We start from the raw sequence: 20,109 nt of genomic DNA, 5'->3' as shown, positions 1-20,109 counted from the left end.
GTGCTCATCGGGTGATCTCGGGCGCCTGATTTCTGGAGGAAAGCAAGTGAATAGATCCACGACCGGGCTGTTGAGCCTGGCCCTGGCCGCGGGATTGGGAGTGTCGCTCGCGACGTCCCCGGTCACCGCGGCCACACCACCGCAGGGCAGCCCATCGGCCACTCCGGGCGACCAGTCCGAAGCCCAAGAGCAGGCGAAGCACGATCTGCCGAACCCGCTAGAGGACAAGCGGCGGGCCCTGCGTCAAGAGGCCATCACCCAGGTCCTCAACGGCGAGGCCAAGCCGGTCAAACGCGGCAAGAGCACCGTGGTCAAGATCAGCGACAGCCGCACCTCGCCGGCCGCGGACAAGAACGGCAAGCGCAAGCAGAAGGCGACCCGCGAGGACCAGTACGTCGAACTCAACCGCGAGTCGACCGACCGGATCTTCGTGGTGCTCGCCGAGTTCGGGAACGAACGACACCCCGACTTCCCGGACAAGGATCTCGAAGCCGACATCCCAGGACCGGTGACGTTCGAGGGCCCGCTGCGCAACGCGATCCCCGAACCCGACCGCAGCAAGGACAACTCCACGGTCTGGCAGCCCAACTACGACCAGTCCCATTACGCCGACCTCTACTTCGGTGAGGGCGACGCGCCAGGCTCAGGTGGCGAAGTCGAATCGGTCAAGCAGTACTACGAACGCCAGTCCTCGGGGCGATACAGCGTCGACGGCACGGTGACCGACTGGGTTAAGGTGCGCTACAACGAAGCTCGCTACGGCCGCTCGAGCGACGACCCGAGCAACGGTGACGACCCCAAGGTGTGCGCCGGCTCGGTCTGTTCGAACACCTGGAACCTCGTCGGGGACGCGGTGGACCAGTGGGTCAAGGGCCAGCGCACCCAGGGTCGCACCGAGGCCGAGATCAAGGAGGAGTTGAAGACCTTCGACGAGTGGGACCGCTATGACGCGGACGGTGACGGCAACTTCAACGAACCCGACGGCTACATCGACCACTTCCAGGTCGTCCACGCGGGCGGCGATGAGGCCGACGGTGACGACCAGCAGGGTGAGGACGCGATCTGGTCCCACCGGTGGTACGTCCAGACCACTCCCATCGGCACGGGCGGACCGGCCAACAACCCGTTGGGTGGAACCGAGATCGGCAGCACCGGCCTCTGGGTCGGTGACTACACGATGCAACCGGAGAACGGCGGGATGAGCGTGTTCGCTCACGAGTACGGCCACGACCTCGGTCTGCCCGACCTCTACGACACGGCCGGTGGAAGCAACGGCGTCAACTTCTGGTCGATGATGGCGCAGAGCCGCGAGTCGGGCCCGAACGACGAGGCCATCGGCACCCGCGGCGCCGACTTCGGCGCCTGGGAGAAGCTGCAACTGGGCTGGCTCGACTACGAGACGGTGCTTCCCTCGCAGAACCGCACCCTCGAACTCGGCCCGCACGAGTACAACAGCGACAAGGCCCAGGCTGTGGCGGTGGTGCTGCCGAAGAAGACCCAGACCACCGATCTGGTGCCCCCCTTCGCAGGGGAGAAGTCCTGGTGGAGTGGCACCGGTGACGACCTGGCGAACACGATGTCGCGACAGATCAACCTGCCCGCGGGCGAGGCGACGCTGAGCATGCAGGCCAACTACGACATCGAGGCGGGCTACGACTATGCCTACGTCGAGGTCAACGACGGCAACGGGTGGGTGACGATCCCAGGGTCGATCACCGGGGAGACCAACAACGGGATCGACGGGACCACCGAAGGATGGGTCCCGGCAACCTTCGACCTGTCGCCGTACGCCGGCACGACGATCGGCCTGCGTTTGCGCTACCAGACCGACGGAGCAGTGGCTGGTGACGACCCCGCCAAGGCGGACGGCTTCTTCGCCGACGCGATCACGGTGACCGCGGGCGGCCAGGAGATCCTCTCCTCGGATGCCGAGGCTGCACCGGAGGGCTGGGCGTTGAACGACTTCTCCTCCACGGCTGACGCCTTCACACAGGAGTACGACAACTACTACCTCGCCTCCCACCGTGATTACGTCTCCTTCGACAAGTACCTCGAGACAGGGCCGTACAACTTCGGCGACCCCGCCAAGCCCGACTTCGTGGAGCACTTCCCCTACCAGGACGGGCTGCTGATCAGCTACTGGGACACCACCCAGACCGACAACAACACCAGCCAGCACCCAGGGCAGGGCCTGATCCTCCCGATCGACGCGAACCCTCGTCCGATCGTGCGGCTAGATGGTGAGTTGTGGCGCCCACGGGTCGCCGGCTACGACGCACCGTTCTCGACGGAGAAGTCCGACTCGTTCTCCCTCGACGTCAACGGGAAGCCGAGCTACATCCGCGGCCAGAAGGCCCAGAAGCTGTTCCGGGACAGCGATCAGTACTGGTATGAGACCCAGCCCTCGGCCGGGGTGAAGGTGCCGAACAACGGCGTCGACATCAAGGTGCAGAAGACCAAGGGCACGTCCATGACGATCAAGGTGTCCGAACGCAGGTGATCCACCTTCGGTGATCGTCAACGCGAGCACCGAACGTGGCCAAGCCGTGGGCCGGGAGAGGCACATCCTCTCCCGGCCCACGTGCGTCGGTAGCGGCGGACCGCTGCGGTCTGCGCCACTGTTCGCCGTCTTGTGTTGGATGCCTCATACCGAAGTGGGGGTGCGGCGCGGTAGTTTCCGACTCATGTCTGCCTCGCGATCCGCCAAGGACTTCTTCCGCCCGCTCGCCGTCGGCGCCCCGACCCCGCTCACCGAGGTCCCGGCCCGGCCCAGCCGCGCCATCCACTTCTTCGATCCCAGCAACGAGAAGATGGCCGCCAAGATCCCCGGGATGGTCGGCAGCGTCGACGTCCTCCTGGGGAACCTCGAGGACGCCGTCAAGGCGGACAACAAACTCGCCGCCCGCGAGGGGCTGGTCAAGATCGCCCAGGCGACCGACTTCGGTCCCACGCAGCTGTGGACGCGGATCAACTCCCTCGACAGCCCGTGGGTGCTCGACGACCTGACCACCCTCGTGCCCGCCATCGGCGAGAAGCTCGACGTCATCATGGTGCCGAAGGTCCAGGGGGCCGAGGACATCCACTACGTCGACCGTCTGCTCGCCCAGCTCGAGGCCAAGGCCGGCATCACCAAGCCGATCCTGATCCACGCGATCCTCGAGACCGCCCGCGGTGTGGCGAACGTCGAAGAGATCTGTGGCGCCTCGCCGCGGATGCAAGGACTCTCGCTCGGCCCGGCCGACCTCGCCGCGGACCGTCGGATGAAGACCACCCGCGTCGGTGGCGGCCACCCCGGCTACCTGGTCCGTCAGGACCCGCCCAAGAACGAGGCCGGCGAGTCCCAGATCGACGCCGACCGCACGGTCTACCAGCAGGATCTGTGGCACTACACGATCTCCCGCATGGTCGACGCCTGCGCGATGCACGGCATCTACCCCTACTACGGCCCCTTCGGCGACATCGCCGACGTGGTGGCCTGTGAGGACCAGTTCCGCAACGCCTTCCTCCTCGGCTGCGTCGGCACCTGGAGCCTGCACCCCAAGCAGATCGCCATCGCCAACCGGGTCTTCTCCCCCTCGGTCGAGGACATCACCCACGCCCGCCGCGTGGTCGCCGCCATGGGTGACGGCACCGGCGCGGTGATGATCGACGGCAAGATGGAGGACGATGCCTCTCTCAAGCAGTGCCTGGTGATGGTCAACCTGGCCGAGGAGCTTGCGGCGATCGACCCCGAGCTGAAGAAGCAGTACGAAGCGATCGAAGCGTGAGAGCGCTTCCCAAGACCACTGAAGGAACCAAGATGACTCTGCGCTCGAACTGCGAGACCGCCATCAAAGACGCGATCGAGGTGCCGGCATGAGCGACTTCACCCCGCTGCGCTCGGTCCTCTACATGCCCAGCTCGAACGAGCGGGCCCTGGAGAAGGCCAAGTCCATCGCCTGCGACGGGCTGATCCTCGACCTCGAGGACGCTGTCGCTCCCGACGCCAAGCCCGCGGCCCGCCAGTCGGCTGCCGCCGCGGCCGCCTCGGGCGAGTACGGCCGTCGTACCGTCACGATCCGGGTCAACGGCATCGGCACCGAGTGGCACGACGACGACATCGTCGCGGCCTCGAAGGCCGGACCGGCCGGCATCGTGGTGCCGAAGGTGAACAGCGCGGACGAGGTCCGCTCGCTGGTCGCCGCCATGGAGAAGGCCGGCGCCCCCGACCACACGAAGCTGTGGGCCATGGTCGAGACCCCCGAGGCGATCTTCAACGTCCGCGAACTCGCCGCCGCCTCCGACCGCCTCGCGGTGCTGGTGATGGGCACCAACGACCTGGTCAAGGAGTTGTACGCCGAGCACGTCCCCGGCCGGGCGCCCCTGATGACCTCGCTGTCGTTGTCGCTGCTCGCCGCTCGTGCCGCCGGTGTGGCGATCCTCGACGGCGTCTACAACGACGTGAAGAACGATGAGGGCTTCCTCGCCGAGTGCGAGCAGGGCCGCCAGATGGGCTTCGACGGCAAAACACTCATCCACCCCGGTCAGGTCGGACCCGCCAACGAGCAGTTCGCGCCCTCCGAGTCGGCCGTCGAGGACGCCCGCGGCGTACTCGAGGCATGGGAGGCCGGCAAGGGATCCGGTGTGGTGACCTACAAGAACAAGATGGTCGAGAACCTGCACGTCGAGTCGGCCGAGCGCACGCTCAGCATCCACGAGGCGATCAGCGCCCTGGCGAACGACTGACGCTCAGACATCCGCCTCGTAGGCCTCGTCGATCAGATCCAGCAACGGGTCGAGATCGGCGAGGCCTCGCAGGTTCCAGACGTGCTGGTGGTTGCCCGGGGAGTACTCCTGGACCTTCCGGTCCGGCGTCGGGTCGGTCACCACGCGTGGCAACTTCAGGCTGAGCGAGACCCACTTCGTCATGGTCCGCATCTGGCCGAAGGTCGAGCCTCGCTTGAGGAAGAGCCCGACGCTCACCGGCTCGACGACCGCGTCGGGCAGGGTGCTGACGTGGGCGATGATGGCCTCCGCGATGGGCCGCTCGTACGCCGGTGAGGTCTCGAGGTAGGCGGCCAAGGTCATCGCCGGGCTGCAGGTGTGACCCTGGCGGGTCCGCCCGAAGGTGCGGGCACAATCGGGACAGATCCAGCGGACCACCGGCTCAGGTCCGCTCGTCGAGTTCCGCGATGAGCTTCTTCGGCGCGGTGATCCGGTAGGACGCATCGAGCCATTCGCCCACCTCGTCCCACCCCTCCAGTTCATCAGCGCTGGGCAGGTCGATTCCCAGCCACCCGTAGGCGCCCATGTACGCCGGCACGAAGGTGCGCGGGTCCTGCTCCATCGCCAGCCGCTCGTCCTCGGGCAACATCACCATGACGCACTGTTCGTGCTGGACGTAGACGCCATCCACCTTCACCGAACCGCCGTAGTAGACAAAGATCTTCTTGGTGAAGAACGCCGGCCTTCCGTGGGAGACCTTCACCTCGGCGCAGGGGAAAGCGAGGGCCAGCGCCCGGACGCGGGACAGGACGGGATCGGCGTCGTCGTACATCTGGGGATGGGGCACCCCGCGATCGAAGCGTGAGAGCGCGACGGGCGCAACCCCGCACCTGGACCAATGCGCTCGAACTGCGAGATCGCCATCGACCCGCGATCGAAGCGTGAGAGCGCGACGGGCGCAACCCCGCACCTGGGCTAATGCGCTCGAACTGCGAGATCGCCATCGACCCGCGATCGAAGCGTGAGAGCGCGACGGGCGCAACCCCGCACCTGGACCAGCCCACCCCCGGTCCGGCTTGACGCCCTCGGGGGCAGTCCCGACGCTGGTTGAACCGAGTCCGCCGATCGAGGAGTCACCGATGACCGACCACACCGACCAGAGCAGCGGAGACACCAGCGGTTCCCTGGTGATCGAGCGGACCTTTGGCGTCAAGGCCGATGTGCTGTGGGCGATGTGGACCGAGCCCGAACACTTCAAGGGGTGGTACGGCCCGACCGGGGCGAGCATCCCGGTCGCGGAGATGGACCTGACCGTGGGCGGGCGGCGACTGACCCAGATGGCGATGGAGACGCCGAACGGTCCGATGGAGATGTGGTTCGTCGGCGAGTTCCGGGAGATCACCCCGGCCACGCGGCTGGTCTACACCGAGTCGATGTCCGATGCGGTTGGCAACGTGCAGTCCCCGCAGGCGATGGGAATGCCCGACGGTCACCCCGAAACCACCGAGGTGATCGTCGAGTTCGAGGACCTCGGCGAGAGCACGAGGCTCGTCCTCACCCATGTCGGCGTGGCCGCCGATTCCGGTGGCGCGATGGGGTGGTCGATGGCCCTCGACAAGCTGGCGGAGTACGCCGGGAGCGTCACCTGACCTCGACCCTGTCGATGACCGGTCGCGCGGAGGGAGGCTAGACGACGGGCTCAGCCCCAGATCTTGCGGATCCGCTCCAACTCGGTGGCGGCCTGCGCGTAACCCGCACGCGCCGACGGCGGACGCGCCGCCGGGTCGAGGACGTTCTTCCCGATGGCTGCTCGCGACGTCTCGTCCGGGGAGATCACCTCGAAGGGCATGCCGAGTTCGGACAGTTGGGCCGCAGCGCTGCGGATCGGGCCCGTCGAGCGGTCGACCGGAGTCAGGGCCACCACACGATCGCACCCGACGGCCAGGCTGGCGTTCGACCCCGATCGGACCCCGCCGTCGACGTAGGTGCTGCCGGCGATGGGGATCGGGGGGTACACCAGTGGGACAGAGCAACTCGCGTTGACCGCGTCCTCCAAGGACACCTCGGGTCGTGGGCTGCGGGGGCCGAACGACACCAACTCGCCGGTCGCGACGTCCACGGCGGTGACGACGAGGTCGCGGTGCGGCCAGGTCAGGCCCTCGATGCGTTGGGCGACCTGCTCGTAGCGCTCGGGCACCGAGGGGAGCTTCCCCGCGGCCGCGGCCTTGACCGAGGCACCCCCGAGCAGGCGGCCGAAACGACGGATGTCACCCCGGGCCCGCACCAGCGCGACCACGAACTGAGCCACGACGCCCACGCCGATCGACGCCACCGGAACTCCGTCGTCGCCGAGCTCGGCGGGTGGCAGGAGCTGGCGCCGATAGAGCTCCTCCAGACCCACGTCGCTGGTGATCTGCGAGCCGACGATCGAGCCGGCCGAGGTGCCGATGACCCGTTCTGCGTCGGTGAGGTCCAGGCCCGCATCAGCCAGGCCCCAGAGCAGTCCGGTCTCCCAGGCGATGCCGGCGATGCCACCGCCTCCGAGGACGAGACCGCGGGTGAGGGTGGTGGGTTCGGGTGAGGTCACGGGGTCACTCTCCCAGAACCGGTGGGTGGGTTCGCAGCGCGCGCGGCGGCGTACGTCGTCACCGCGGTGGCCTTGACCGTCAGCCACACCTCGCGACCCGGGGCGATCTGCAGCTCTCTGCCCGCGGCGGGGGTCAGGTCGGCGACCAGATCGGTTCCGTCGGTCGCCGCCACGCGGACCCGGAGGGCGTCGCCGTGGGGCATCACGCTCGCGACGCGTCCCTGCCAGCGGTTGCGGGCTGACCCCTCGGGTGCGGCCGCCGAGACCGTGACGTCGGAGGGACGGAAGGCCATCAGGTCCTCGTTGCGGCGCACGACGTTGAGTCCCGCGAGACGGGCGACGTGGGCGGTCTGGGGGCGTGCGGCCACCTCGTGGGGGTCGTCGTACTGGGCGATCCGACCCTCGTCGAGAACCAGCACCCGATCGGCGAGGACGAAGGCGTCCAGGGCGTCGTGGGTGACCAGCAGGCACACCCCGGCGTACGTCGCCAGGTGATCGCGCAACTCCAGGCGCAACTCGGAGGCGACCCCGATGTCCAGCCCAGCAAACGGTTCGTCGAGCAGAAGGACCGCGGGTTCGGTGACCATCGTCCGCGCGATCGCCACCCGCTGCGCCTGACCACCCGAGAGTTCACTGGGCTTGCGGTCAGCCAGGTTCTCGAGCCCGAAGCGGGCCAACCACCTGGCCGCCGTGGGGCGGGCGTCCCGGACCGACTGCCCCCGGGCACGCAGGCCGAACTCGACATTCTGTTGCGCCGTGAGGTGGGGGAAGAGCAGTTGACCCTGGAAGACGACACCCACGTTTCGGTCGCGGACGAGGGTCGCGGGTTGTCCGGGTGCCGACCAAGTGGCGTCACCGACGCGCACCGTCCCGGCGGCTCCGAGGAGCCCCGCGACGGCCTCGACCAGGGTGCTCTTGCCGGCCCCGTTGGGGCCGAGGACGGCGATCACCTCGCCGCGGTGGGCACTGAAGTCAGCGGTCAGGCGACCGGGGATCTCGACGTCGACCGTCAGTCCTGCCGTCATGTCGTCAACCACCGGTTGCGCAGGCCCGCGAGGATCAACACCGAGACGATCAGCAGGATCATGCTCAGGGTCTTGGCCACCTCGACGTCGGCCTGGAGACGCGAATAGATCAGAGACGGCATCGTCTGGGTGGTGCCGGGGAAGTTGCCCGCGAAGGTGATGGTGGCCCCGAACTCACCCAGCGACCTGGCCCAGGCCAGCGCGGCACCCGCGGCGATGCCGGGGGCGGCCAGGGGCAGGGTCACCCGGCGGAAGGTTGTCCAGCGGGTGGCGCCCAGGGTGGCCGCCACCGCGTCGTACCCGTCTCCCGCGGCGCGCAGGGCCCCCTCGACCGCCAGCACGTAGAACGGCAGCGCCACGAACGTGTGGGCGATGATGACGGCCAGGGTGGTGAACGGGATGGTGAAGCCCGTCAGGTCGCGGATCACCGATCCGATCACCCCGTTGCGGCCCAGCGCGGAGACCAGTGCGACCCCGGCCACCACCGGGGGCAGGACCAGCGGCAGGGTCACCATTGCGCGCACGAGCGAGCGTCCACGGAAGGGCACCCGTGCCAGCAGCCAGGCGAGCGGCGTACCGAAGAGCAGGCAGAGGCCGACCGTGGCCAGCGAGGTCAGGGCGGTCAGTCCGAGCGCGTCACGGACGGCGGGTTCGCGGATCTGATCGAGGAACGAGCCCCAGGGGGTGTCGGCGACCAGCGCGACCAGGGGAACGACCAGGAAGAGTGCGGCTGCCACGGCCGGCACCCACAGGAGCGCCGGTGGTCGTCCCAGCGCCGGGGTGTCCCCACGACCGCTCACGGGGGTCCGAATCCCGCTGCGGCCAGCGTCGACTGCCCCTCGGGCGACAGGAGGAGCTCGACGAACTCGGCGGCCAGGTCCGGCTGCTGGGCCTGACGCAGGATCGCGACCGGGTAGGCCAGCACCTCACCGTCGGCGCCCGGGATCTCGAGGGCCTGCACGCCCTCGCCAGCAGCGACCGCGTCGGAGCGGTAGACCAGACCGGCGTCGGCCTCGTCCTGGACCACCTTGGCGAGGACCGCCTTGACGTCGGTCTCCAGGCTGGCGGGGGCTGCGGTGATCTCGTTGGTCGTGAGGAGCGCCGCCGAGGCCGCTCCGCAGGGTGCCGTTTCGACGCACGCGACGTAGTCGACTCCCGGGGTCGAGAGGTCTCCGAAGTCGGCGAGGTCGGCAGGGTTGTCGCGTGGGACGACCAGGGTCAGGGTGTTGGTGGCGAACCGCTCGGGGGTCCCGGTCACGACTCCGGCGTCCTGAGCCTGCTGCATCGTGGCCAGATCGGCGGTCGCGAGTACGTCGGCCGGGGCGCCCTGCGCCGCCTGACCGGCCAGGGTCGCGGAGGAGTCGAAGGCCAGACGGACGGTGACCCCGGGGTGGTCGGCCTCGAAGATGTCGGCCAGGGTCGTGAACGTCTCGGTCAGGGAGGCGGCAGCCAGGACGGTGACCGTTCCGCCGTCTTGAGAGTCTCCACTGCCCTCGTTGCTGGAGCAGGCCGATCCCAGCGCCGCGACCAGGGCCAGGGTGGCTGCGTTGAGCAGCACGCGGTGGGGTCTCACGGTCGCTCCACCACCACGTTGGTCGACTTCACCGAGGCCACGATCGGGGATCCTGGCTCGAGACCCAGTTCGTCGGCCGCCTCGGTGCTCATCAGGGAAACCAGTCGGTAGGGCCCGCAGATCATGTCCACCTGCGCCATCACGGTGTCCCGCTTGACGGCGGTGACGATCCCGGAGAGCCGGTTGCGGGCGCTGACCGCCGAGGCTCGGGTGCGCTCGCGGTCGGGCGCGTCAGCCTGGGAGGCCGCGAACCTCGCCAGTTGCGCGCCCTCGATCAGAGAGGGGCCCTCTGCGCTCACGGTGGTCAGGCGGCCGGCGTCGACCCAGCGTCGTACCGTGTCGTCGGAGACGCCCAGGAGTTCGGCGGCCTCGGCGACGCGGTAGGAGTGCATGCGGCCATCATGCCGCACCTGCGGTTATTCGATCTTGAATCTCCCGCATCTGCGTCAATCGCGACGGGTTATTCGTCGGCGCGGCGCAACTTCTCGTCCAGCCACAGCTTGAGGCTTCCCAAGGCTCCGGCGACGTCGTGGACCACCTTGCCCAGCGCGTCCTGGGACTGCACGAACGCCTCCTGGTAGCCGCTCGCGGCCTGCTTGGCGGCGTCGCTGACCCGAGCGTCAGAGTCGTCCTCGCGCCGCGGGTAGGCCCCGGAGACGAAGGCGGCGTACTCCCCGCCGTCGACCCACCGCCGCAGCTCGGCGGCACGGACCACGGCGAAGGGGTGGGTGGCCTTCTCGACCAGCATCAGCTTGAGCACCGAGTCGCGCAGATCGCCCGCGTCGAGGTACTCCCGGCCCTGCTCGAAGAAGGCGGTGGCGTCGAGGTCGTCGAGGTGACCGCCGCTGGCCAGTTGCATGTGCACCCGGAAGGCGGTCGCCGGATCCTGGGTGGCCAGCAGGCCCGCCCGATCCGCGGAGAGCTCGGCCTTCCTCGACCACTCGTAGAGCGCGGCGACGATGCCGCGGACGCCCAACGAGCCCAGTGGCACCGAGTTGAACGCCCCACTGATGCTGAGCAGCCGGTCGAGCAGGGTGCGGTAGACCGCGTGGCCGCTGATCGCGTGACCGAGTTCGTGGCCGATGACGAAGCGCAGTTCGTCGTCGTTCAACAGGTCGATCAGCGCCGAGTTCAGCACGATGATCGGCTTGTCCATGCCGATGGTCATCGCGTTGAGTTGCGGGCTGGAGCGGACGTACATCTCCGGGATCTCCTGGGCGTCGAGGACCCGGGCGACGTCCTGAAGGGCGAAGTGCAGGCGGCTGAACTGGCGCTCGTCGACCCGGATCGCGGACCCGAGGTAGACCAGACGCATCGATCGCTCGTTGATCAGACCGCTCATGGTCTTGAGGATCGTGTCGAAGCCCTTGAGCTTGCGCAGCGCCACCAGGGCGCCCCGATCGGCCGGGTGTTCCCAGGCCCGAGAACTGATGCCGGTCAGGGTGGCTCGAGATCGTGCTGGCTGGTTCGTCACACCTCAAACTCTCGCACGCCCCACCAATCCCCACGAAGTTCGCCAGATGGGGACGCGAAGTTCGTCAGATGGGGACGCGAGATGGCGAACGGGTCGTCAGCGCTCCCCATCTCGCGAACCTCGACGCCCCATTTGGCGAACTTCGTGGGATCGGGGGCGGGGTCATTGCCCTATATCGAGACCGTTGTTACCGTGATCTCGGCGATCCTTCGGGGCGCTTCAAGGGGGCGACGAGTCGGTCAGGACAGTCTCGCGGGGGGCGTGGTCGTCAACGACCGATAATGAGCGGGCGGGGGGCGTTCGCGTCTGCCTGCCCTCGCGATTTGAGGGAGCACACCTATGAAGCGCACATCCAAGATCGCCGTTCTGGCCATGGCCTCCGCAACGGCGGCGAGCCTCGCCCTGTCCGTCACCACGGCGACCGCCAAGCCACCGACTCCGCCACCAACGGAGGTGACCATCAGCGGCACCGTCGGCGAGGACGTGAGCACCACGGACTTCTACGACGGGCGCCACCTGCGCTATGTCGGCGACCCTGCCCCGGACGGCTACGGCGACTACTACCAGTGGGGTGGGCCCGCCATCCTCACCGCGTCGCCCGAGGACGGGCCCGTGAGCATGAGTGGCACCCTCGACTTGGCGGACATGACGACGAAGGACCAGGTCGCCGTCATCGGCCTGCACGACGCTGACGCGCTGCGCGCTGGCGACCGTGGCGAGAAGGCCGAAGTAGGGGTGTACGTGGCCCGTCGCGCCGACGGCTACCGCATCGGCGTGACCGACGGGGACGCCGGAGGCGGGGAGTTCGTGCAGCGCTTCCAGGACTTTCCGTTCGCCTCACTCGTCGACGGCGTCGTGGAGATCGAGTTCATGGTCGACGGCACCGCCGAACCGGCGACGTGTGCGAGCGCCCCTGGCGACGTACCCACTGCGGATGGCTGTATGACGCTGACCGTCAACGGGGGCGCCCCGCTGACCGATTCCTACGGCACCATCGTGCCGACCGACATTCCGATCGAGACCGAGCTCGGCAACGGCGCCGTACCGGGCTGGTACTCCGCCTACCCGAGTGGCTTCGGTCCGAACGTGGGCGTGGACTTCGATCTGACCATCGGCCCCCTCGCAACTCCCCGGACAGCCGCTGACTGTAAGCAGGGTGGCTACGCGTCGTACGGCTTCCAGAACCAGGGCCAGTGCGTGTCCAGCCTGAAGACCAACGAGAAGGCCGGCAAGAAGTAGGGCACACGACTTAGGGAGCGGGGCGGTGCCGGAGCGATCCGGTACCGCCCTCACTCATTCCCCATCTGACGAACCTCGCGTTCCCATTTGGCGCACTTCGCGGGGCCATTCGCCGGACTTCGTGGGGCCATTTGGCGAACTTCGTGGTCAGCGGGGGATGTGGACGCCTCGTTCGTCGGCGACCTCGAGGGCGCGGTCGTAGCCGGCGTCCGCGTGGCGGATGACGCCCATGGCGGGGTCGTTGGTCAGGACCCGCTCCAACTTCTCGGCGGCCAGGGCGGTGCCATCGGCGACGCAGACCTGGCCCGCGTGGATGGATCGGCCCATACCGACCCCACCGCCGTGGTGGATGGAGACCCAGGTCGCGCCACTGGCGGTGTTCACCAGCGCATTGAGCAGCGCCCAATCGGCAATGGCGTCGGATCCGTCGAGCATCCCCTCGGTCTCGCGGTACGGCGAGGCCACCGAACCGCAGTCGAGGTGGTCGCGGCCGATCACGATCGGGGCGGACACCTCACCGTTCGCGACCATCTCGTTGAACCGCAGACCGGCCAGGTGGCGTTCGCCGTACCCGAGCCAGCAGATCCGCGCCGGGAGCCCCTGGAAGGCGACCCGCTCCCCCGCCATCGTGATCCACTTGTGCAGGCGCTCGTTGTCGGGAAAGAGCTCGAGCATCGCCTTGTCCGTGGCGGCGATGTCGGCCGGGTCGCCGGAGAGTGCGGCCCAACGGAAGGGGCCCTGACCCTCACAGAACAACGGCCGGATGTACGCCGGCACGAAGCCCGGGAAGTCGAAGGCCCGGTCGAAGCCGCCCTTGCGCGCCTCGTCGCGGATCGAGTTGCCGTAGTCGAAGACCTCGGCGCCCCGGTCGGCGAACCCGACCATGGCCTCCACGTGCGCGGCCATGGAAGCCCGCGCCTGCTGGGTGAATCCCGCGGGGTCCCGTTCCGCCTCGTCGCGCCAGTCCCCGAAGGCAATCTCGACCGGGAGGTAGGACAACGGGTCGTGCGCGGAGGTCTGGTCGGTGACGATGTCGATCGGCGCGTCCATCTCGAGCAGCCGCGGGAACACCTCGGCGGCGTTGCCGAGCAATCCGATGGACAGGGGGCGACGCTCGTCGCGAGCCTCCACCGCCAGCCGTACGGCGTCCTCGAGGTCCTCGGCCTGCACGTCGAGGTAGCGGTGCTCGATGCGGCGGGCGATGCGAGAGGGGTCGACGTCGACACAGATCGCGACCCCGTCGTTCATCGTGACGGCCAGCGGCTGGGCACCACCCATCCCACCGAGTCCCGCGGTGAGGGTGATCGTGCCGGCCAGGGTGCCGTCGTACCGCTTGTCCGCGACGGCCGCGAACGTCAGGTGGGTCCCCTGCAGGATCCCCTGGGTTCCGATGTAGATCCAGGAGCCCGCCGTCATCTGGCCGTACATCGTCAGCCCCAGCTCCTCGAGCCGGCGGAACTCCTCCCAGTTGGCCCAGTCGCCGACGAGGTTCGAGTTCGCGATCAGCACCCGTGGCGCCCACTCGTGGGTCCGCATCACCCCGACCGGCTTGCCGGACTGCACCAGCAGCGTCTCGTCCTCACCCAGATCGGTCAGCGCCCGGACCAGGGCGTCGTACGCCGGCCACGACCGGGCCGCCTTGCCGGTGCCGCCGTAGACCACGAGCTCGGCCGGGTTCTCCGCGTTCTCCGGGTCGAGGTTGTTCATCAGCATGCGCAGCGGCGCCTCGGTCTGCCAGGACCGGGCGGTCAGTTCGCTGCCCCGGGCGGCCCGGATGGGCCCCCGCGCCTGTCCGTCCTCGGTGGTTGAACTCGTCGACACCATCACTGCACCTCTCCGATCACGTCACGAACGGCGTCGAGCACCGCTCCTGTCTGCACCAGCTGAACGACTATTTCGATCTCGGGGGCCAGATACCGGTCCGGGCCCGGGTCCGCGACCCCCGCCTCCCGCAGCGTCGCCACCACCGCGGCGGTCGCCGGCGCCGCCTCCAACGGCGCCCGCAACTGCAGGGCGCGAGACGCCGCGAGGATCTCGATCGCGACCACCCGGGTGAGTCCGTCCACCGAGCGTCGCAGCTTGCGCGCCGCGGACCACCCCATGGACACGTGGTCCTCCTGCATGGCACTGGAGGGGATCGAGTCGACGCTGGCCGGGGCCGCGAGGCGCTTGAGCTCCGAGACGATCGCCGCCTGGGTGTACTGCGTGATCATCAGGCCTGAGTCGACCCCGGGGTCGTGGGCCAGGAACGGCGGAAGGCCGTGGTTGCGGGCCTTGTCCAGCAGCCGGTCGGTACGCCGCTCCCCGATCGAGGCCACATCGGCGGTGATGATCGCCAGGAAGTCCAAGACGTAGGCGACCGGCGCTCCGTGGAAGTTGCCGTTCGACTCCAACCGTCCGTCGTCGAGGAGCACCGGGTTGTCGATGGCCGAGGCCAGTTCCCGGTCGGCCACGACCGCCGCGTGATCGACGGTGTCCCGGGCCGCGCCGTGGACCTGCGGCGCACAGCGCAACGAGTAGGCGTCCTGCACCCGGTTGCAGTCCGGGCCCCGGTGTGAGGCGACGATCTGCGAGTCCGTCAGCAGCCGTCTCAGGTTGGCGGCCGAGGCCGCCTGCCCCGGGTGCGGCCGGAGCGCCTGCAGGTCGGCGGCGAAGACGCGGTCGGTGGCCAGCAGCGCCTCCACCGACATCGCGGCCGCGACGTCTGCGGTCTGCAGCAGGCGCCGGAGATCTTCGATGGCCAGCAGGAGCATCCCCAGCATCCCGTCGGTCCCGTTGATCAGCGCCAACCCCTCCTTCGGCCCGAGGGTGACCGGTTCGAGGCCGGCTGCGCCGAGCGCCTCGACGGCCGGCATCAGGGTCCCGGACGCGTCACGCACCATTCCCTCTCCGATCAGCGCCAGGGCGCAGTGGGCCAGCGGCGCGAGGTCCCCCGAGCACCCGAGCGAGCCGTACTCGTGGACCACCGGGGTGATCCCGGCGGTCAGCAGGCCGGCCAACAGGATCGCGGTGGCGGGTCGGACCCCGGTGTGTGCGGTCGCCAGCGTCGACAACCGCAGGAGCATCAGCGAACGCACCACCTCGCGTTCGACCTCGGGGCCGGATCCCGCGGCGTGGGATCGGATCAGGGCGCGCTGCAGTTCGGCGCGTCGTTCAGCGGGGATGTGCCGCGTCGCCAGGGCCCCGAAGCCCGTCGATACGCCGTAGGTCGGGACCGGGGAGGATGCGAGGTCGTCGACCAGGTCGCGGGCGCGAGCCATGGCGTCGATGGTGCTGTCCGCGAGGTTCACGCCTGCTCCGAGCCGCGCCACGGCGTACACGTCGGCGCCGCTGAGCGGCCCGCGGCCGACCTCGATCGAGATGTGGCCCGAGGCGCTGCCCGGTTGGGCGGCGGGTAAGGAAGTGGTCATGTCTCTATGGAAGCCCCGGGGGGACGCCTCGCGCTACGCCCACCGCACTGTCGCTGTCTGGCATCCCAGACATTGTGGAGATCCTGTGGTCCTGCGCATATATTCGGACGTCTCGGGTACGAAACACCCTGGCGCAATCCTCCCCCCGGCCGGCGCCTTCGCCGTACCCTCCATCCATCCCCCCACCCACCAGCAGGTGCGGCTCCTCGAGAGCCGCCACCTGGGAGCCCCCGATGACCCCCCACCTCCCGCCGCACGCCCGAGCGCCCTGGATCCGGCCCGCCCGGACGCTCGTCGACACCCCCTCACCCGGACTCGACGACGACTGAAGGCGCGACCCGGCCGCTGCGCCGCACCACCGTCCTCGGGGACGGCCCCACCATCCATCTGAGGATGGCCCCACGACGGATCATGAAGGGCTGAATCAAGTGAACAGGTCAACCAAGAGTCAGGTTCCCGCCGCAACCCGGGCTCTGCGCGTGCTCCGCTTCCTGGCCAGCCAGCCCGACCCGGTGCCGCTGGAGCGGATCATCTCGGAGGTGGGCCTCCCGCGCAGCACGGCCTACCACCTGGTCAACACCATGATCGACGAGGGCTTCGTCGTTCATCTGCCCGAGGAACGCCGCTACGGCCTGGGCGTCGCCACCTTCGAGGTCGGCAGCGGATACTCCCGTCAGGCTCCGCTGGCCCGGATCGCTCGTCGACGCCTGGCCAACCTGGTCGACGAAGTGGGTCACACCGCACACCTGGCCATCCTGCACGGACGCGACGTTCTGTACGTCGTGGAGGAGCGAGCGCCCGGGCGCGCGCCGTTGGTCACCGACGTCGGTGTCCGGCTCCCCGCTCACCTCACCGCTAGCGGACGGGCGATCCTGGCGCACCTTCCGGCCAACCAGGTCCGTGCGCTGTACCCGTCCAGCGAGGACTTCGTGGACCGTACCGGGGTCGGCCCGACCAAGCCCTCTCAGTTGCGCTCGCTGCTCAGCGAGGTACGCCGACGCGGTCACGCCGCGGAGAACGGCGAAATCACCACCGGGCTGGCCAGCGTCGCCTCACCGGTGCTGGACCACAACGGGCACCCGGTGGCCGGGATCGCGGTCACCTTCGAGCACCCCGTCGACGGGGAGGGCTCGGACGCGAAGATCGCCGCCATCGTGGAGGCGGTCTCCGGGGCGGCCGACGACCTCACCCGCCGGATCAGCGGCGGGTGAGGCCCGGGGCAGAACCCGACCCTCGCGGTCTGATCCCGCCCGATCTGGAAAGTCCTGGCCGGTGTCGGCGACTCGCCTTACCATGACTTCACCGACGACGTGTTCCACCTCACACGGACCGCGCGCGGGACATCAGGTCAACAGGAAGCAAGGCACATGGGGCTGCTGCAGAACGACCATTCCACGACGGCGCGACGTCGACGTCTACGCCGTGGGTTCATCGCCGGGTGCGCTGCCCTGGGTGTCGTCGCGGTCACCCTCAGCCTGCCCGAGCCCGAGGTCGCGGCCGGGCGGGCCACCTCGCTGACGGCGGCCAACGAGAAGGAGAAGGCCGACCTCGGCCTTCCCCACACCGACCCGGTCGGCGTCGGCGAGCACGACCACGGCGATCCGGCCACCAAGAACGCCCTGGCCCGCGGAGCCGACTCGGCCGAGACCGTCGACCCCACCACCGCCGCCCAGCGAAGCAAGAGCGCGGCGTACGTCGCCCGCGAACGTCGCCGCAAGGAACCCCAACTCACCACCGCACCCCTGACCACACCGCGGGCCTTCCACCCGGAGAATCGGTACGCGATGGCCAACGGCTGCTACACCCTGCGCTCCCCGTCGGGGGCCTACCTCAAGCGGGACCGCCGCGAACTCTCGCTGCAGCGGGTGGTCCGCGGGAAGGCGACGCGCTACACCTTCAAGGCCACCGATCTGGGCAGCTACCTGCTCTACGCCAAGCACAAGAGCTTCATGTCCGGGGCCGACGACGTGTCGCTGGCCAAGGAACCCTCCCCCGCCACCGATTGGATCGTGCGCAAGGCCGGCAAGCGGACCTTCACCTTCGCGCTGGTGAACGGCCTGTTCCTGGCCGAGACCTCCAACGGCCAGGACGTGACCTTGTCGCAACGACCCACGAAGTTCGTCCTCGAACGGGTCAAGCCCTGTCGGGCCTTCCCCGAGGCCGGGGTCAACATCGAGGGCGACCCGCACGCCGGCATCACCTCCTTCCAGGAGGTGCGCGGCTTCACCGACACCCACACCCACGGGATGGCTTATGAGTTCCTCGGCGGTCGCGCGCACTGCGGCAAGCCGTGGGACCGCTACGGCGTCCAGTTCGCCCTGGTCGACTGTCCCGACCACAGCGCCACCGGGGGCAAGGGCGCCGCCCTGGAGTCGGTCCTCTCCGGCGAGCCCTCACACGACCCGGTCGGGTGGCCGACCTTCAAGGACTGGCCGGCTCCGCACTCCCTGACCCACGAGGGCACCTACTACAAGTGGATGGAGCGGGCCTGGCGCGGCGGCGAACGGCTCTTCGTCAACCTTTTGGTGGAGAACAACCAGCTCTGCCAGATCTACCCGTTGAAGAAGAACTCCTGCGACGACATGGATTCGATCCGGCTCCAGGCCAAACGGATGTACCAGTTCCAGGACTACATCGACGCGCAGTTCGGGGGCCCCGGCAAGGGCTTCTACCGGATCGTGAAGAACCCGTGGCAGGCCCGGAAGGTGATCAACTCCGGCAAGATGGCGGTGATCATGGGCATCGAGACCAGCGTGCCCTTCGGGTGCACGTTCAAGCAGGTCGCCACCACCGACGTCCCTGCGTGCACCGCCGCCGACGTCGACCGACAACTCACCGAGATGCACAAACTCGGGGTCCGCCAGATGGAGTTGGTCAACAAGTTCGACAACGCCCTCGGCGGAGTCGCGGGCGACACCGGCAGCACCGGCATCGCGGTCAACGGCGCCAACTTCCTGGAGACCGGCACCTTCTGGGACATGAAGACCTGCAACCCCACCGACGGCGAATCCTCCGACCGCACCCAGGTGGCCTTCCCGGACAGCGGAGCCGCCGAACAGGACGCGATCTTCGGGGCCATCGGCCAACTCTTCGGCCCCGTGCTCCCCGCCCTGCCGATCTATCCGCCGCCGCTGCACTGCAACGCCCGCGGACTCACCGGGCTCGGAGCGGCCACGATCGACGGGCTCATCAAGCGGAAGATGGTCTTCGACCCCGACCACCTGTCCGTCAAGGCCCGTCAGGCCGCGGTCGGACTCATCGAACGGCGCGGCTACCACGGCATCATCTCCAGCCACTCCTGGTCGACGCCCGACACCTACCCTCGGATCCTGAAAGCGGGCGGCTTCATCACGCCGTACGCCGGCGACTCCACCGGCTTCGTGGAGAAGTGGCGCCGTCACCTGGGGTGGGCGGACAAGCGGTACTACTTCGGCTTCGGATTCGGCGCCGACATCAACGGCCTCGGCGCTCAGGGCGACCCACGCGGCGCGAACATCTCTAACAAGGTGACCTACCCCTTCAAGGGCATCAACGGAGTGAAGATCAAGCGGCAACGGGCCGGCAAGCGGGTGTGGGACATCAACCGCGACGGCGTGGCGCAGTACGGCCTCTATCCCGACTGGGTGCAGGACCTCACCAAGGTCGCCGGCGGGTCGAACAGTGCGGCCGGCAAGGCCATCTTCGCGGACATGACCCGAGGCCCCGAGGCGTACCTCCAGATGTGGGAACGCGCCGAGGGCATCAAACCCGACTCGTGCCGCAACCCGGGACGCCGCAAGACCACCGCCAAGTTCCGCAAGCTCATCCGTCCCGGCATGAGCACGCTGAAGGTGATGCGGAAGGTCGGCCAACCGCTGACTCGACTGGGTCAGGAGTTCGGCTACTGCACCCGCCAGGGCAAGAAGCGGGTCTTCGTGAAGGTCGACTTCAACCAGCGCGGTCGCGTCACGGCGGTTCGCTCGAGCTGACCGGAACCGGACCCCGTCGAGATCTGGTCGGGGTCCGGTCGACTAGGAAGTTACCCGTAGGTAAGGACGGCGCGGGCCTTGATATCCTCCAGCCGACGAATGTCCGGCCACCAGAGGCAGTTTTGCCCG

At 68.8% G+C, this 20,109-nt stretch carries 17 protein-coding genes; 7 read left to right on the top strand and 10 right to left on the bottom strand.

Features of this window, described 5'->3' with window-relative positions; translation table 11 throughout:
- The first annotated feature begins 46 nt into the window (after positions 1–46).
- The 3 genes from ACYVLV_RS17420 to ACYVLV_RS17410 all read left to right on the top strand — a co-directional run bounded on the left by ACYVLV_RS17420 (position 47) and on the right by ACYVLV_RS17410 (position 4,725).
- Complete coding sequence (locus ACYVLV_RS17420; RefSeq protein WP_460812012.1) at positions 47–2,500, top strand: immune inhibitor A domain-containing protein; 2,454 nt, start codon at positions 47–49, stop codon at positions 2,498–2,500.
- A 184-nt stretch (positions 2,501–2,684) separates the two neighbouring features.
- Complete coding sequence (locus ACYVLV_RS17415; RefSeq protein ID WP_460812010.1) at positions 2,685–3,767, top strand: HpcH/HpaI aldolase/citrate lyase family protein; 1,083 nt, start codon at positions 2,685–2,687, stop codon at positions 3,765–3,767.
- 88 nt (positions 3,768–3,855) lie between these two features.
- Entirely contained in the window at positions 3,856–4,725 is an 870-nt protein-coding gene (locus ACYVLV_RS17410) for an HpcH/HpaI aldolase/citrate lyase family protein (RefSeq protein ID WP_460812008.1), read from the top strand.
- Between the two features lie 3 nt (positions 4,726–4,728).
- Here the strand turns inward: ACYVLV_RS17410 and ACYVLV_RS17405 are convergent, their stop codons facing one another.
- On the bottom strand, positions 4,729–5,067 hold the full coding sequence (locus ACYVLV_RS17405; protein ID WP_460812006.1) for a DUF5655 domain-containing protein: 339 nt from the start codon (positions 5,065–5,067) through the stop codon (positions 4,729–4,731).
- Positions 5,068–5,146: 79 nt separating this feature from the next.
- The gene (locus tag ACYVLV_RS17400) at positions 5,147–5,551 is read right to left on the bottom strand and encodes an MmcQ/YjbR family DNA-binding protein (protein WP_460812004.1); all 405 of its coding nucleotides are present in this window, start codon (positions 5,549–5,551) and stop codon (positions 5,147–5,149) included.
- A 292-nt stretch (positions 5,552–5,843) separates the two neighbouring features.
- Between ACYVLV_RS17400 and ACYVLV_RS17395 the strand changes: the two genes are divergently transcribed.
- The gene (locus ACYVLV_RS17395) at positions 5,844–6,353 is read left to right on the top strand and encodes an SRPBCC family protein (RefSeq protein ID WP_460812002.1); all 510 of its coding nucleotides are present in this window, start codon (positions 5,844–5,846) and stop codon (positions 6,351–6,353) included.
- Positions 6,354–6,403: 50 nt separating this feature from the next.
- On the opposite strand, the gene ACYVLV_RS17390 is transcribed toward ACYVLV_RS17395, so the two are convergent.
- The 6 genes from ACYVLV_RS17390 to ACYVLV_RS17365 form a co-directional block, all read right to left on the bottom strand.
- Positions 6,404–7,291: a patatin-like phospholipase family protein gene (locus tag ACYVLV_RS17390; protein WP_460812000.1), complete on the bottom strand. Its 888-nt coding sequence runs from the start codon at positions 7,289–7,291 to the stop codon at positions 6,404–6,406.
- Entirely contained in the window at positions 7,288–8,316 is a 1,029-nt protein-coding gene (locus ACYVLV_RS17385; protein ID WP_460811997.1) for a sulfate/molybdate ABC transporter ATP-binding protein, read from the bottom strand. The genes ACYVLV_RS17390 and ACYVLV_RS17385 overlap by 4 nt, the downstream gene beginning before the upstream one ends.
- Positions 8,313–9,116, bottom strand: a complete 804-nt coding sequence (locus ACYVLV_RS17380) for an ABC transporter permease (protein ID WP_460811994.1) — start codon at positions 9,114–9,116, stop codon at positions 8,313–8,315. The genes ACYVLV_RS17385 and ACYVLV_RS17380 overlap by 4 nt, the downstream gene beginning before the upstream one ends.
- Entirely contained in the window at positions 9,113–9,889 is a 777-nt protein-coding gene (gene modA / locus ACYVLV_RS17375) for a molybdate ABC transporter substrate-binding protein (protein ID WP_460811992.1), read from the bottom strand. The genes ACYVLV_RS17380 and modA overlap by 4 nt, the downstream gene beginning before the upstream one ends.
- On the bottom strand, positions 9,886–10,281 hold the full coding sequence (locus ACYVLV_RS17370; protein ID WP_460811989.1) for a TOBE domain-containing protein: 396 nt from the start codon (positions 10,279–10,281) through the stop codon (positions 9,886–9,888). The genes modA and ACYVLV_RS17370 overlap by 4 nt, the downstream gene beginning before the upstream one ends.
- A gap of 68 nt (positions 10,282–10,349) precedes the next feature.
- On the bottom strand, positions 10,350–11,363 hold the full coding sequence (locus tag ACYVLV_RS17365) for a M48 family metallopeptidase (protein ID WP_460811987.1): 1,014 nt from the start codon (positions 11,361–11,363) through the stop codon (positions 10,350–10,352).
- A gap of 339 nt (positions 11,364–11,702) precedes the next feature.
- Between ACYVLV_RS17365 and ACYVLV_RS17360 the strand changes: the two genes are divergently transcribed.
- Complete coding sequence (locus ACYVLV_RS17360; protein WP_460811984.1) at positions 11,703–12,602, top strand: hypothetical protein; 900 nt, start codon at positions 11,703–11,705, stop codon at positions 12,600–12,602.
- Positions 12,603–12,749: 147 nt separating this feature from the next.
- Here the strand turns inward: ACYVLV_RS17360 and hutU are convergent, their stop codons facing one another.
- Both hutU and hutH read right to left on the bottom strand, forming a co-directional pair.
- On the bottom strand, positions 12,750–14,423 hold the full coding sequence (gene hutU, locus ACYVLV_RS17355; protein ID WP_460811981.1) for a urocanate hydratase: 1,674 nt from the start codon (positions 14,421–14,423) through the stop codon (positions 12,750–12,752).
- A 2-nt stretch (positions 14,424–14,425) separates the two neighbouring features.
- Entirely contained in the window at positions 14,426–16,012 is a 1,587-nt protein-coding gene (gene hutH, locus ACYVLV_RS17350) for a histidine ammonia-lyase (protein WP_460811979.1), read from the bottom strand.
- Positions 16,013–16,440: 428 nt separating this feature from the next.
- Between hutH and ACYVLV_RS17345 the strand changes: the two genes are divergently transcribed.
- Complete coding sequence (locus ACYVLV_RS17345; RefSeq protein WP_460811976.1) at positions 16,441–17,223, top strand: IclR family transcriptional regulator; 783 nt, start codon at positions 16,441–16,443, stop codon at positions 17,221–17,223.
- Positions 17,224–17,379: 156 nt separating this feature from the next.
- Positions 17,380–19,980, top strand: coding sequence for a hypothetical protein (locus ACYVLV_RS17340; protein WP_460811973.1), 2,601 nt, complete (start codon positions 17,380–17,382; stop codon positions 19,978–19,980).
- Positions 19,981–20,109: the final 129 nt, after the last annotated feature.

The organism is Nocardioides salsibiostraticola (genome assembly GCF_054783655.1).
This window is presented reverse-complemented; position numbering and strand designations above follow the sequence as displayed.